Genomic DNA, 14,017 nt, shown 5'->3' on the forward strand with positions numbered 1-14,017 from the left:
GCGGCGCGTTTCAGCATTGAGCAGAGCGCGCCGCCAGCACTCACTTCAGCGTGCCACATTCCGCCACGGCGAGATAATCGGTATACAGCTGCGGCGAACCGGAAAAGGACGCCAGCTGCTTCCACTCTTCATACATCTGTTTGGTATCCCGGTGCGCGCGCGCAAAGTCAGCCGCGCTGGCGGTGGCGATATCAGGCTGCGGATAAAACACATTCAGCGCCGCCTCACTCTCAATCTCCATCATCACCACATAGCCGTCCAGCCGGTTGCCGCTGTGGCCTTTCAGCAGATGAAACTTCCAGCCGGGATAATCAACGATACGCGCGGCATTCTGCGCGATGAATTGCTCAAATTCCTGCGGCTGCACGCCCGGTCGCAGCGCCAGATAGTGAGTACCGAGAATGCGCGCGGTGCCGCTGCGGGCATCAAAACGCGGGCCACCCGGCAGCGTACTGTGGGGATTCTCTGCCAGCAGATCGAAATGGGTGAAAATTGTCGGGCGCCGCGCGAAGGTTGCCAGCTGGCGCCACTCGCTGAGCAGCGCGTCCGCGTCAGGATGCAGATGCCAGAAGTGCTCTGCCTCGGCGGTAAGTTCACCGTCATCCTGCATAAAGCGCGCGCGCTGTGCCGCATCTTTCATTTCAAACAGCATCAGGTATTGATCGACGCGCTCGCCGCGCAGACCGCGAAACAGCGTCCAGCGCCAGCCGGGATAGCAGGGGAGATGCACGCCTTTTTCGCGCACGAAGGTTTCAAACTGTTCAGCGGTGACGCCCGCTTCGGTGTCGATGGCGATATAAAAAAAGCTATAAACAGACTGGGACATAACAGGCTCCAGGCACGCCGTCGCGTGCCGTTGAGAGGTAAGGGCGGTTTAGTCGAACTGGGTATTGATGATGGCTTCTACCAGCACGCGGCCGGCGGGGGTGAGCGTGACGTAGCGGCCATCGCTGTGCACTAACTCGCGCTGCTGCAACTCACGCAGCGCACGGGCGATGGTCGGCTGGGCAAACAGGCTGACGCCAAACTTCTGCTGAAACAGCACATCGTCGAGCGGAATCAGCGTTGACAGCGCCATCTTGCAGCCGTTGATGGCCTGCTGATCCGGCGACATACCGCGCACCGAGGCGATCGGCAGCTCACCGTTATCCAGTGCGCGCTGATAATCGGCGTAGTCGGTCAGGTTAATCAGCTCCGCGCCGGCACATTTGGAGCTGCCGCCAAGGCCAATCGCCACTTCCGGTGCCTGCTGGTCGAGATCGGTAATGATCGCTTTCCACTTCTCCGGCGGTGCGCTGCGATGGTGGAAATACATGGTGGGATGTTCAAGGTAATCGCCATCCAGCCACTGCTCGGCCAGCGCGCGCATCTGATACTGCTGACCCAGACTGGGCATCGCCGCATTCTTACGCTGCCAGGCATTTTCTCCCTCCGCCGACACGCCGGTGCGGCTCTCGGCGAACGGCTTCATGTGCAGCTTGGTGAACACCAGATGCGACAGGTCAAGCGCGCGCGTCTGCTGCAGATCGTCACGCACGTCATCCACCGTTTGTCCCAGCAGGCCATACATCAGATCGACGCTGACCAGGGCGAAGCCCAGCTCGCGCGCATCACGAATCACCTTGTAGCAGGCATCCGCGCTGTGCAGGCGACCACAGCCTTTGATCAGGCGGTCTGAGAATGACTGCGCGCCAAACGACAGTTTGCTGAAGCCCAGTTCGCGCAGCTGCGCGAGGAATTCGCGCGTCAGCGTGCCGGGCTCGCCTTCGAAGCGCAGCGTGGCCTCGCGGAAGTTGAAATGGTTGCGGTAAAAATCCATTAAGCGCCGCAGCTCATCCGGTGGCAGCAGCGAGGGCGTGCCGCCGAACAGGTTGAACTCACCCACCGGCACTTCACCCAGTGCCGGCAGCTGCGCCAGCCACAGTTTCGCCTCCTGAATGTTGCGATCGACGATATCGCGGAACAGCTCAGGCGCGCGCGGCGACTGCGGATTTACAATCACCGTAGGAAACTGGCAAAAGTGGCACTTGTAGCGGCAGGTAGGGATATACGCCCACAGATGAATTTGCGGCGCATGGCTCAGGCTGTGCTGCATGGCGCGGAAAAAATTCGGCAGCGGAAAATCGTCGATATCACCGGGAAACACATGGCAGCCAAAAGGATCATGCACCACGTATTCCAGCAAATCGGCGTTTTCCGGCCGGCTAAGCACCTCGCATATGGCCGGGCGAGGATAGTGACGATCGATATCCTGCAGGGATTGCAGCCAGGCAGCACGCATCAGAACACCCCGCCGTTTGCAAAGTAGTTATGCGCCTCACCGGATTCGCGATCTTCGCAGTAATACCAGACAAAGCGGGCGAAATCATTTTCCGTCACCCGGGCAAAGCAGGCCGGCAGCGGCGGTGGCTCGCCAATCTCTGCGCCGACGGCACGACGCAGCGCGGCAAACAGCTCATGGCGGAATTCAAAATAGAGGCGAAACGCCGGGGTTTTGTAGCTGTGAATCGGCAGGAAATCGGTCACGCTCATCTCCTGCATTATGCTGTGAATGCGGGCGAACAGGCGTTCAGCCACGTCTGGCGTGAAGAAATCAATCACCGCGGCATCGTCGCGCAGCAGCGACGGATTCAGCAACACCGGCAGCACCAGATTTTTTGGCACGTAATCTTTAATCGAGTAGTGCCACGCCTGCTGCGCCTGCTCTGCGCTGACATCGGTGAACGGCGTCAGTGCGGTGAGCGTGGGTCGCACATCTTTCATGATGATGGTGCCGTTATGGCCGTAGGCCACGCCTTCAATCACTTCGTGCAGCAGGTTATCCACCCGGCGGCTGTTGATCTGCACGCGGGAGTTGGGCGCATACACCGGTTTGCCGCCGGCCGCGATCACCTTGATGCCAAAATCCCAGTCGTCTGACAGATGTTCAACAAACTCACCGTTTTTCAGCTGGTAAAAAATCTCAATGCCGCCCACTTCGTCGTACAGCTGCTTTTCGACGCCAAAGCCTTTGCCGTCCGGAAAGCCGCCAAACAGGGAGAAGGAAGCGTGGCGGCAGCGCAGCGTTTTATCAATCTCTGCATACAGCCGCGGGCGCTCGTGGAAATCTGCGGTTTCGTAGTAGTAGTTACAGGTGCCCAGATCGCCGTTTTGCGCAATCATGGTGCCGACCAGTTCGTCGATCCACAGTGCATCAACGGTACAGTCCGCATCGGCCGAAAGGATGTAGTGCTTGCGCTGAAAACCGCTGGCCTCGTCGCGCAGACCGGCGCGCTGTGACGCGAAATCCATGCCTTTTTTCCGCGCCGAAGAGACGCCCTGCACCGTCTCCTGCAGCTGATGAATTGTCAGCTGCGGATGCTGCGCGGCAAAGGCTTCAATCAGCGCGACCGAATTATCGGTGGAATTATTATCCACCATGATCACTTCCAGATTATCAAAATTAAACAATCCGCCGGGTGAACGCTGCTGCAATATTGATTCCAGCACCGCGTTAATACGTGCTGCCTCGTTATAAACCGGCAGCACGACAGAAATAAAACAACGGTTATCCATAGTCACTCCTTAACTACACATTAAATATCTGCCGGAAGATGTGATCCGACAACAGGGATTTTCCTTTCTGATAATTGCGCGTGGCGATGGCGTGGCGGCGTGCGTCATCATGTAATAAGGCACTGACGCGCTGAATAAAATCGGCATCCGGCAGGCCATCATGGCTGGCGGAAATCGCCATCAGTTCGCCTTCAAAACCGTACTGGCCATACACCTCGTGATAATATTCATAGCGGGTGGCGATATAACAGCGCTGATGGCTGATCGCCTCGCCAATCGGATTACCGTAGCTGTCGTAATCCCATGCGGTTAAAAACGACACCACATCGCAGGCGTGATAAAGATCCTGAATGGTGGTGGCCTGTGGATTACGCTCCATGAAGTCGTGATTTAACGCGCCAAAAAAGATGACGTAACGCTCCAGCTGGAATCGGCTAATTAACTGCTTTAATGCGTGATAATGCACGCTGTCTTCCAGCGGATCGCCGGCGACCATTAAATAAACGCGCTGTGGCTGATGCTGCGCGATAAGTTCACTGTTCAGCGCATGCAACAGGTGAATATCCCGATCGAGTCGCTTAGCCGGAATAATTCGCGTGGTGCGGGCAATCACCTTGTCCTGCGCCAGCAACCCAAACTGGCGGCGTAAATCTTTGCGCGGATGGCTTGGGTCAAAAGGATAGGTATTACGCATCACCTCGATTTCGACCTGATGTTCGCACCAGGCCGCCAGCTGTGAGGCCAGTGCCTGGTTCAGCGTGACGTAGGTGATATGCGGCGAGGGCTGCGGCCTGACGGCATGTGGCCAGGGCGCGCTGCCGTAACGCGATGAAGTGGATTCGCTGTTCCACATCAGGTCATGGTCGCGCCACAACACAAACCGGCCGAGCTGTTTTGCGGCGCCGTATTGCGCTATCGCCAGATAGAGCGCGCGGGTAAAAATAATATTATCCGGCAGCGTCCCGTTCTCAATGATTAAATAATTGATATCCAGCGCCTGCCATTTTGCGCACAGCGCGTTTGCCACCGCCTGTGCCATCTTTTCCGTCTGCTGCACCAGGATTTTTTCTGCGGCGGCATCCAGCGTCTGGCTATGATTAATCAGTACGTCATGAATATATTGCAGAAAGGCCGGGTTATAACCTTCCACCTGACGAATTTCATCGTGCCGGACTAATGTAAAATGATGCTTCAGCGAATTAATTTCACTTTCGGAATAGGGGCGTCCGAAGTTTCCCTTATCAATTTTTATGTCGTAGCCGATATCAAGAAAGGAAATGATTCCCTGCTCGCGTAAACGAACGGCAATTTTAGTGGCTTCTACCGTAATACCCGATAATGCCACGGCATCAAAAGAGATAAAAAGGGCCTTGCGTTGTAAATCCATTTGGTCACCACGCTCATACCTGAACATTAATAGTGACTGAACGGTAAGTTAAATTATGCGGTCAAACTTTGATCTAATCCACAAAAGTTTACTGTAGCTAATTAATTCACCTTCGTTAATGCATTAATGGGTAATAATGCACTGAGGATGGTGATTTATAATATTCGTCTTTGAGTTTTGTCTTAAAATAATAACTATTACCGGCGTGTTTAGCGGTATATTTTCCTTATTTTGGGCTTAATGGTGCTGGATAGTAATTGCCATCATGCAGTTTAATTTATCTGATCACACCCAGAATCAGGCGATAACGCGGCTGGAATACATGTGGCGGGCGGATGAAGAAAGGGTGCGCATAATCTGCGCACCCGGCGAAGAGCATTAAGCAGAAACCCTGGTGTTACACCCCATCGGTGATCGGTTTTCTGACCAGCAGCAGGTAAGCCAGCGCGCCGACCACCGTGACGCCAGCACATATCATTAGCGCGAGGCTGAACGATTTGGTGGTATCCAGCACCCAGCCGGTAATTACTGGCGCAAAAGAGGCGAAAACAAAGCTGGCAAAGTTCTGGATACTGCCCACTGACGCCGTCATGCGCGCTGTGACGTTAGCGTGGATCAGGCCCCAGCATGAGGTACCGGCAAAGTGAATGCAGAACAGCGCCATACCAATCAGCGTCACCGCGCTGGTGGTGTCGGTGGCGCGCGTCACAAAGGTGGTAAAGGCGGCGGAGAGCAGCATGCCGCTGACAATCGACACTTTACGTACTTTCACCGCGTCGAAACCGCGACGCACCAGCGCATCCACCACGTAACCGTTGAGCAGCATGCCCGCCGCGCCGAACAGGAAAGGAATGGCGGCCAGCAGGCCGGTGCTTTTCAGGTCCAGATGATAGGTCGACTGCAGATAGCCCGGCAGCCAGGCGATGTACAGCCACGCGGTATAGTTGATGCCGCTGAAGCCAATCATCATGCCCCACATGGTGCGCTGCTTAAACAGCCCACGCCACTCGGCGAAACTCAGCGGCTCTTTGCGTGATGCCACGCTGCCCGCCTGCAGATAGTGAATCTCTTCACCGCTCAGCTTGTTGTTATCCCGGTCGCGATAGGTGAGATACCAGCCAATGGCGAGAAACATGCCCAGCACGCCGATGGTGACAAACATGCCGCGCCAGCCCATCACCAGCATCATCGCCGCCAGAATCGGCGGTGCCACCGACAGACCAATCATCGACGCCGCGTTAAACATCCCCATCGGCATACCGCGATCTTTGATGTTGAACCAGTCGTTGATCACCTTCACGCCGCACGGGTTCATCGGCGCTTCGCCAATGCCCAGCCCGATGCGCACCAGCACAAACTGCGTGAAGTTATGCACCAGCCCGGCCGCCGCCTGGAACAGTGACCAGAAGAACATGCCGATGGCCAGCATAATGCGCGGGCCTTTGCGATCGAGCAGCGCGCCGCACGGCAGCTGGGCTAAACCGTAGGCCAGCGAAAACGCTGACAGCAGCACGCCAATCTCGGTGGCCGATAAGCCCAGCTCCTCGCGGATGGTCATGTTGGCTACCGACAGCGAGCTGCGGTCAAGGTAGTTGATGATGGCGGCGAACAGCAGCAACAGCATGGCGGTGATTTGAATCTTACGGATGCGCGGAGAGCGCACCACATCGGCGCGTGCCGGCACATAATCCTGCCCGGCGTGCTCGGGTGCTGGCGCGGTGGTGCCGCCGCGCGTTGATGTATTTTCCATTGCAACCTCCCAGGTTCGGGTACTTATCGTTATCAGTCTTGGGGTTCCTGCGGCAGCGAAACGGGCTGCCCTAAGGGGCTGCCTTCGAGACTAGAAGTAAACCGCGGGAGATGTTGCAAACATGTTTCTGATTCGTGCGGGCGCTTATGCTTTGTGGTTTTTAATCGGTTTTTAATTGTACTGCCGGATAGAGCGGATCATTGAGTGTTTGGCGGTTCTGAGATGCGCATGCAACGCGCACAGCGCGTCCACATCCTGGCGGCTGATGAGCGCGGTGAGAATCGCCATATGCTCCTCCAGCGCGACGATATTGCGTTGTTTCAGGTCGCTTTCATCCCACTGATAATGCGAGTGAAAAATCACAGAGATAATTTCCAGTGACTGATTGAAAAACGGGTTGTTGGCGGCGGAGAGAATCAGCGTATGCATCTCTTTATCCAGCGCGGCAAACTGGCGGTAGTTGCTGGCGATGGTGTCGCGCAGCGCGCGATGGCGATCCAGCAGATCGCGCGCCTGCACCCAGCGTTCATCACCGGCGGCGAGGTTAAGAAAGCGGGTCAGCGCGTGCGTTTCCAGCATTTCGCGCAGTTCAAACAGCTTTTCGGCGTACTCCTGATCGAATTTCTTCATCCGCCAGTGGCCACGTTTAACCGGTTCCAGCAGGTTATAGCGCATAAAGCGCAGCAGGAACTCGCGCACCACTACCGGGCTGACCCGCACCTGCTGCGCCAGCTGCAGTTCGGTGAAACTGTCGCCTGGCATCAGCAAACGCTGGTTAATCAGGTTAAAAAACGCCTGCTCAAACTGCACCGCCTGTTGGTCGATCGGTGGGCTGAGTACGCTAAACCCATCCTCCTCGCAGGGATCGCGCACGATCACGTAGGTCTCAGCCACTTTTTCCAGCACGCCGCGCTGATGCAGATGCTGCAGCGTGTGGCGCACCGTGGTGCGGCTGATATTAAACATCTCGGCCAGCGCCGCCTGCGGGGGCAGCGGCGAGCGCACATGGCGGCGGGCAATGGCTTCCAGCATTTGATTGATGACGTTCTGGCGCAGATTCTGGCTTCGGCTCATACGGCCCTCCGGTTTTTTATGCATTAAAAACCACACAAAGCCCAAAAAAATCGCGCTGCCTCACACTTCGCACAGCGCAACCTCCCGCCGCGGTCGATTTTCGCCATAACTGCGTGAACAGCCCAGGAGGAAACGATGACGAATATGAAAACGCTGGTGGTCGCCGAACCGCGCAGCATGGTGTGGCAGCAGCGCAGCGTACCGACGCCTGCCGCGCACGAAGTCCTGATTAAACCGATTGCCGCCGGCATTTGCGGCACCGATATTCACGCCTGGGCCGGCAATCAGCCGTTTTTCTCCTATCCGCGCGTGCTCGGTCATGAGCTGTGCGGTGAAGTGGTGGCGCTGGGTGCGGCGGCGCAGGGTTTTCAGCCAGGGCAGCGCGTGGCGCTGATTCCTTACGTGGCCTGCCAGCGATGCGACGCCTGCTTAAGCGGCAAAACCAACTGCTGTGAACAGATTTCAGTGATTGGCGTGCATCAGGATGGGGGTTTTTGCGAGTTTCTCAGCGTGCCGGACACTAATTTGCTGGCGGTTGACGATGTGGCGCCCGAAGCAGCGGCACTGATCGAGCCCTTTGCCATCAGCGCCCATGCGGTGCGACGCGCGGCGCTGGTCGCCGATGAGCAGGTGCTGGTGGTCGGGGCCGGACCGATTGGCCTGGGCGTCGCGGCGATTGCCGCCGCAGCCGGTGCGCAGGTGGTGGTGGCCGATACCAGCGCTCAGCGGCGCGCGCACGTTGCGCAGCAGTTGCAGCTGGCGACGATCGATCCGCTGGCGGCGGATTTTACGGCCGCGCTGCGCGCAGAGTTTGGCGGGCGGCTGGCCGCTAAAGTGATTGACGCCACCGGCAGTCCGGCGGCGATGAACAGCGCCGTGCAGCTGATTCGTCACGGCGGCACCATCGTGTTTGTCGGCCTGCACAAAGGCGATCTGGTGATCCCCGACACCGAGTTTCACAAAAAGGAGACCACGCTGCTGGGCAGCCGCAACGCCACGCGGGAAGACTTCGACAAGGTGCGCACCCTGATGGCCAGCGGTCAGCTGCGGGCCGATATGATGCTCAACCGCCATTACGACTTCTCGACGCTGGCCGAGACTTTTGAGCCCGGGGTGATCAACAACCCTGAGCTGATCAAAGGCGTCATCCATTTCGCCCGCTAGAGAGAGCGTCAGGCGCGCAGCGTGGCAAAAAAATGTTGCCGTACCGCCTCGGCATCAACGCCCAGACACAGCCGCTGGGCGCGCAGGCCGGCGAACGGATCGTCGCGCGAGGCGAGAGCGCTCACGCGCTGTAGCGTCTGGCCGCGGCTGATGCCTTCGGTCACCACGCGCACCGGCGCTGTCGTCACGCTGAACGCCTGCGGCAGCGCCAGCCACGACAGCGTCAGGGTATCGTGCAGTGCCATGCCATCAAACCCCTCTTTTTGCAGGCTGTAAGCCAGATAAGGCCGGCAGATGGCACTTAACACCGGCTGATTCAGCTGGCGCACTTCCTCTCCGCTGATCAGCACCTTGTGCGTCACATCCAGCGGCAGCATCACCACCGGCAGCGCCGAGGCCAGCACCTGATCGGCGGCATGCGGATCTTTCCAGATATTGAACTCGGCGAACGGCGTCACGTTGCCGGCGTGGCCGTCGGTGCCAAACGCGCCGCCCATGATCACCAGCTCTTTCACCAGCGGAATAATGTCTGGCGCCTGGTTGATGGCGCAGGCGATGTTGGTCAGCGGCCCGATTGCCACCAGGGTAATCGCATGCGGCTGCGCGCGTACGCTATCAATGATGAACTGCACCGCGCTGTCGGCGACATCGCTATACGGGTTATCGAAGGCATCGCCGAGACCGTCTGCGCCGTGCAGGGTGGCCGGTGCGGAAGGGGCCAGCGCCAGCGGACGCGCACAGCCACGATACACCGGCGCGCTGATGTTCATCTTTGCACAGAACAGCCGGGCGTTTTTTACCGCCTGGCCAACCGCGACATTACCAAACACCGTGGTGATGCCCAGTAGCCGCTGCGTGCGCGCCGCATACGCCAGCGCAAAGGCGTCATCCACGCCGATATCAGTATCAAAAATCAGGGTACGCATCGGAATCTCCTTGCTGATGATGTCTGCCACGGTAAAACATAATCGTTCCCGACGATACGCTGACGGCAGGTGAATATTGTCACCTCCGCCGCGCCAGCGTATTATCGTGCCTCTGAGGTGATGGCGTGCCACCTTACCCAACCGCCCTCTGGTTACAGACGGCTGATGACGCCTGACAACTTGCTTATCCCTGCGCGGGAGACGGCGGTGTGTCAGGTGTAGTTTCTGTCCTGCCGCGGCCCTGCGCGTATCTCAATTCAGGAGCTCCAGACTATGCTGAAGTCGCTGTTCGCGGTCATGATCGGTGGTGCCATCGGTTGCACGCTGCGCTGGCTTATCTCTTTGCGTTTCAATACGTTATTCCCCAACCTGCCGCCAGGTACGCTGATCGTTAATCTGGTCGGTGGCTTTATTATTGGTGCGGCAATGGCGTGGTTTGTGCGCAATCCGCACATCGATCCCGTATGGAAACTGCTGATCGTCACCGGCCTGTGCGGCGGGCTGACGACGTTTTCGACCTTCTCGGCCGAGATCGTGGTGTTGCTACAATCAGGAAAATACCTGTGGGCAATGTCGAGCGTGATGGTGCATGTCATCGGTTCATTGCTGATGACCTTTGCCGGTTTCGCCGTGGTGAACCTGCTGGGCTAAACGACACGCTTGAAATCACCCTTGAGAGGGGGATACTGATCAGGATGCTGTGCGGGTGGCGCACAGCCTCTGTCACCGCTTTATCCGGACGATTAAGGAGCTGTTGATGTCTGCAAACCCGAAATTCCTTAACCTGGTGCTGTTAAACGGTGAATCGGCGCATAAGCTGCAGGCGGCGCGTGCCGCCGGGTTCGATCAGGTTGAAATGTGGCGGGAAGAGGTTACTGAGCACACGGCGGCGCTGGCCGCGCAGCTAAGCCTGGGCTTTACCAATCTGCAGGTGCTGCGTGACTTTACCGGCGCGCCGGACAGCGAACGGCTGCAAAAGCGCGCCGAACTGCGTGATTTCATTCGCGTCGCGCAATCGCTGGGCTGCGATACCATTCAGGCGCCGGCGACCACGCGCGAAGACTGCGTTGCGGAGCGCATTGATGAGGATCTGCGCTGGCTGGCCTCGGAAGCCGCGCGCTATAACATGCGCATCATGTATGAACCGATGGCGTGGTGCAGCGTCGATAATACGCTGCCGCTGGCGTGGCAGCGTTTGCAGCGGCTGGATCAGCCCAATATCGGGCTGGTGGTCGATCTGTTCCACATCTGCGCACGCGGTGGCGATGCCTCTCAGCTCGACGGCATTCCGGCCGACCGCATTTATGAAGTGCAGCTGTGCGATATGGCGCAGATGCCACCGCAGGAAAAGCAGGCGCTGAGCGACTATGCGCGCCATCAGCGCTTACTGCCCGGCGACGGCATCATTGAAGTGGAACGCTTTGTCGATAAGCTGAAAAGTGCAGGCTATCGCGGTCCGGTGGGCATCGAAGTGTTTAACGACCGCCTCAAAGCACAGCCGCCGGAAGCGGCCGCGCGTCAGGCGTGGCAGGCGCTGCAGCGCTACTGGCCTTAATCCTGCAGGCACTGGGCGATGTAGGCCGCTGCCTGCATCGCGCCGTGGCTGGAAATGGTGTGACCGGTGACGGGTTCATACTGTGCGGTGACCGCGACGCCCGCGCTCTGCAGGCGCTGCGCGGCGGAGACGGTTTCGCTAAACGGGATGACCTCATCGGCTTTGCCATGAATCAGCAGCGCGGAGGCATGCGGCGGCGGCGTGAGCGCCTCGTCAAAGGCCAGGCGACCGGAGAAGGCCACCACACCAGCCAGCGGATAGCGTCCGGAGGCCAGCGCATCCAGCGCCATGATCGAGCCCTGCGAGAATCCCACCAGAATCACCTTTTGCCACGCGCCGGCCATCGCGTGCTGCGCCATCAGCTGCTGCAGCGTGGCGTCAAAGGCGTCGCGCGCAGCCCGTACGCGTGCCGGACGGTTTTCCGGCGTGATGCCGGTCAGGCTGAACCACTGATAGCCCATGGCGTGCTCAAAGGGAAAGGGCGCATCGGGCGCGGCAAATGCCACGTCGGGCAGCAGCGCTGACCAGTGTTGCCCCAGCACCGCCAAATCCGCGCCATTACTGCCGACGCCATGTAAAAACACCACTAACGCTTTTGCCATTGCCCTGCTCCTTAAAAACCGTAGTCCGCCATATCCGGTCCCGCTGGCACGATGCCGTTGGGATTCAGCGCTTTAATCGAATAATAGCCCTGTTTGATGTGGTCGATGTTCACCGTTTGCCGCACGCCGGAGACCGCCAGCACACTCTTCAGATAACGATCGAGCAGCGGGTAATCGCGCAGGCGGCGCAGGTTGCATTTGAACAGGCCGTGATAGGCGACGTCAAAGCGTATCAGGGTCACGAACAGGCGGATATCGGCTTCGGTCAGTCGTTCACCCAGCAGAAAAGTGCGACCATCTTTCAGCCGTTGCTCCAGCTCATCCAGCTGCTCGAATACCTCATTAAACGCCTGCTGATAGCTCACCTGGGTAGTAGCGAAACCGGTGCGATAAACGCCGTTATTGAGACGCGGATAGATCGTTGCGTTCAGCGCGTCGATCTCCGGGCGCAGATCCTCAGGGTAGAGATCGAGCCGGTTGTCAGCCAGATCGCCAAAGCCGCTGTTGAACATGCGCAGAATATCCGCCGACTCATTGTTAACAATGGTCTGGGTTTTTTTATCCCACAGCACCGGCACGGTGGCGCGCCCGGTAAAGTCGGCGTCGGCGCGGGTATACAGCTGGTGGAGATACTCAGCGTTGTTCAGCGGGTCGCGCTCGGCACCGGGATAATCGCCGAAGCGCCAGCCCTGCGCGCCAAGCTGCGGCTCAACCACCGACACGCTGACAATCTGCTCCAGCCCTTTCAGGCTGCGCGCAATGAGCGTGCGCGAGGCCCATGGGCAGATCAGCGCGACGTACAGATGATAGCGATCCGGCTCGGCGGCAAATTCGCTGCTGCCATCGGCGCTAATCCAGTGACGAAAGCTGGAAGTCTGGCGTACAAAGCCACCCTGTTTATCGGTGGCCTGAACCGGATGCCACTCTGCGCTCCACTTACCGTTTACCAACATCGCTCTGCTCCTCTAAAGTGATGTCAGCAGCTTACCGTGCTGCCGTTATGCTGATAATCCGGGCAAAACGGCTTTGATTGTTTCCATAATGGAAGGAATCAGCCGGGCGGATGCAGGCGGAAGTGCTCGGCCAGAAAGTCGATCAGCAGGCGGGTTTTCTGCGCCAGATGGCGCGCGGGCGGATACAGGGCAAACAGGCCCATGGCTGGCGGCGCAAAGTCCTCCAGCAGCGTGACGATTTCGCCCCGCTGCAGCGCCGGTGCAGCGATAAAACCGGGCAGACGTGCAATGCCGAGGCCGGCCAGCGCCGCCTGCAGGCAGGCTTCGGTATTGGAGAAGCAAAGGCGGCCGCGAATCGGCATGCTGACGCTGTCGCCGCACGGCGTGACGAACGGCCAGTGCCACGGATCGCGAAAGTTGGTATCGCTGATGCACTGATGCGTCGCCAGATCGCGCCAGTGCTGCGGCGTGCCGTGCTGCAGCAGATAGCCGGGCGCGGCGGCGAGGCGAATTGGCACCTCGCCCAGACGGCGCGCAATCAGGCTGCTGTCGTCCAGCTTGCCGATGCGGATCGCCATATCGAAGCCTTCATCAACGATATTCACGGCGCGGTCGGAGAAGTTGACGTCCAGCTCAATCAGCGGATAGTGACGTGCGAACGCCACCAGCACGCTGGCCAGTACCGCGGTGCCGAAGGTGCCGGGTGCGCTAATCTTCAGGCGGCCGGTGGGTGAGCGGGCATTTTCCTGCACCGTGGCATCCAGCGCGTCGAACGCCTCCAGCAGGGTTTTCACCCGCTCGTAATAGGCGCGGCCGATCTCGGTGGGCGACAGCGCCCGTGTGCTGCGCTTGAACAGCTGCACGCCAAGCTGCTGCTCCAGACGCGACACCAGCTTTGACGCCTGGCCGCTGCTGGTGCCGAGCCGGGCGGCGGCACCGGCAAAACTGCCGACTTCGAGTACGGCGACAAACATGCGATCACAATCAAGACGATCCATGGCATTTCCTGCAAGGGAAAAGGGTGAGTATACACAGGCGACGTGAAAAATCG

The 14,017-nt window shown here is 58.6% G+C and carries 13 protein-coding genes and 1 riboswitch; of the genes, 3 read left to right on the forward strand and 10 right to left on the reverse strand.

Annotated elements, in window-relative coordinates; all coding sequences use genetic code 11:
* Positions 1-40: 40 nt before the first annotated feature.
* The 6 genes from C1N84_RS00665 to C1N84_RS00690 form a co-directional block, all read right to left on the reverse strand.
* Complete coding sequence (locus C1N84_RS00665; RefSeq protein WP_058759370.1) at positions 41-826, reverse strand: hypothetical protein; 786 nt, start codon at positions 824-826, stop codon at positions 41-43.
* A 48-nt stretch (positions 827-874) separates the two neighbouring features.
* The gene (locus C1N84_RS00670; protein WP_264441868.1) at positions 875-2,281 is read right to left on the reverse strand and encodes a radical SAM protein; all 1,407 of its coding nucleotides are present in this window, start codon (positions 2,279-2,281) and stop codon (positions 875-877) included.
* Positions 2,281-3,555, reverse strand: coding sequence for a glycosyltransferase (locus C1N84_RS00675; RefSeq protein ID WP_264441869.1), 1,275 nt, complete (start codon positions 3,553-3,555; stop codon positions 2,281-2,283). The genes C1N84_RS00670 and C1N84_RS00675 overlap by 1 nt, the downstream gene beginning before the upstream one ends.
* Before the next feature lie 13 nt (positions 3,556-3,568).
* Entirely contained in the window at positions 3,569-4,942 is a 1,374-nt protein-coding gene (locus C1N84_RS00680) for a glycosyltransferase family protein (RefSeq protein ID WP_264441870.1), read from the reverse strand.
* A 397-nt stretch (positions 4,943-5,339) separates the two neighbouring features.
* Positions 5,340-6,692, reverse strand: a complete 1,353-nt coding sequence (locus C1N84_RS00685; protein ID WP_021507894.1) for an MFS transporter — start codon at positions 6,690-6,692, stop codon at positions 5,340-5,342.
* 171 nt (positions 6,693-6,863) lie between these two features.
* Entirely contained in the window at positions 6,864-7,766 is a 903-nt protein-coding gene (locus C1N84_RS00690; RefSeq protein WP_021507893.1) for a GntR family transcriptional regulator, read from the reverse strand.
* A 135-nt stretch (positions 7,767-7,901) separates the two neighbouring features.
* Between C1N84_RS00690 and C1N84_RS00695 the strand changes: the two genes are divergently transcribed.
* Complete coding sequence (locus tag C1N84_RS00695) at positions 7,902-8,930, forward strand: zinc-binding alcohol dehydrogenase family protein (RefSeq protein ID WP_059011365.1); 1,029 nt, start codon at positions 7,902-7,904, stop codon at positions 8,928-8,930.
* A gap of 8 nt (positions 8,931-8,938) precedes the next feature.
* On the opposite strand, the gene C1N84_RS00700 is transcribed toward C1N84_RS00695, so the two are convergent.
* Positions 8,939-9,856, reverse strand: a complete 918-nt coding sequence (locus C1N84_RS00700) for a nucleoside hydrolase (RefSeq protein ID WP_059011367.1) — start codon at positions 9,854-9,856, stop codon at positions 8,939-8,941.
* 107 nt (positions 9,857-9,963) lie between these two features.
* Positions 9,964-10,038, forward strand: a riboswitch (Fluoride riboswitch).
* A 91-nt stretch (positions 10,039-10,129) separates the two neighbouring features.
* Between C1N84_RS00700 and crcB the strand changes: the two genes are divergently transcribed.
* Positions 10,130-10,507 (forward strand): fluoride efflux transporter CrcB, encoded by a 378-nt coding sequence (crcB, locus tag C1N84_RS00705; protein ID WP_021507890.1) that lies wholly within the window; start codon positions 10,130-10,132, stop codon positions 10,505-10,507.
* Between the two features lie 106 nt (positions 10,508-10,613).
* Positions 10,614-11,411 carry a sugar phosphate isomerase/epimerase family protein gene (locus tag C1N84_RS00710; protein ID WP_264441871.1) on the forward strand — a complete coding sequence of 266 codons (798 nt, stop codon included), beginning with the start codon at positions 10,614-10,616 and terminating at the stop codon, positions 11,409-11,411.
* On the opposite strand, the gene C1N84_RS00715 is transcribed toward C1N84_RS00710, so the two are convergent.
* From C1N84_RS00715 to C1N84_RS00725, 3 genes are all read right to left on the reverse strand, one after another.
* Positions 11,408-12,013 (reverse strand): alpha/beta hydrolase, encoded by a 606-nt coding sequence (locus C1N84_RS00715; RefSeq protein WP_058780232.1) that lies wholly within the window; start codon positions 12,011-12,013, stop codon positions 11,408-11,410. The genes C1N84_RS00710 and C1N84_RS00715 overlap by 4 nt on opposite strands.
* An 11-nt stretch (positions 12,014-12,024) precedes the next feature.
* Positions 12,025-12,966 carry a glutathione S-transferase family protein gene (locus C1N84_RS00720; protein ID WP_262256821.1) on the reverse strand — a complete coding sequence of 314 codons (942 nt, stop codon included), beginning with the start codon at positions 12,964-12,966 and terminating at the stop codon, positions 12,025-12,027.
* Positions 12,967-13,064: 98 nt separating this feature from the next.
* The gene (locus C1N84_RS00725; RefSeq protein WP_058759361.1) at positions 13,065-13,964 is read right to left on the reverse strand and encodes a LysR family transcriptional regulator; all 900 of its coding nucleotides are present in this window, start codon (positions 13,962-13,964) and stop codon (positions 13,065-13,067) included.
* Between the last annotated feature and the right edge of the window lie 53 nt (positions 13,965-14,017).

This window comes from Pantoea sp. SGAir0418, assembly GCF_043529865.1.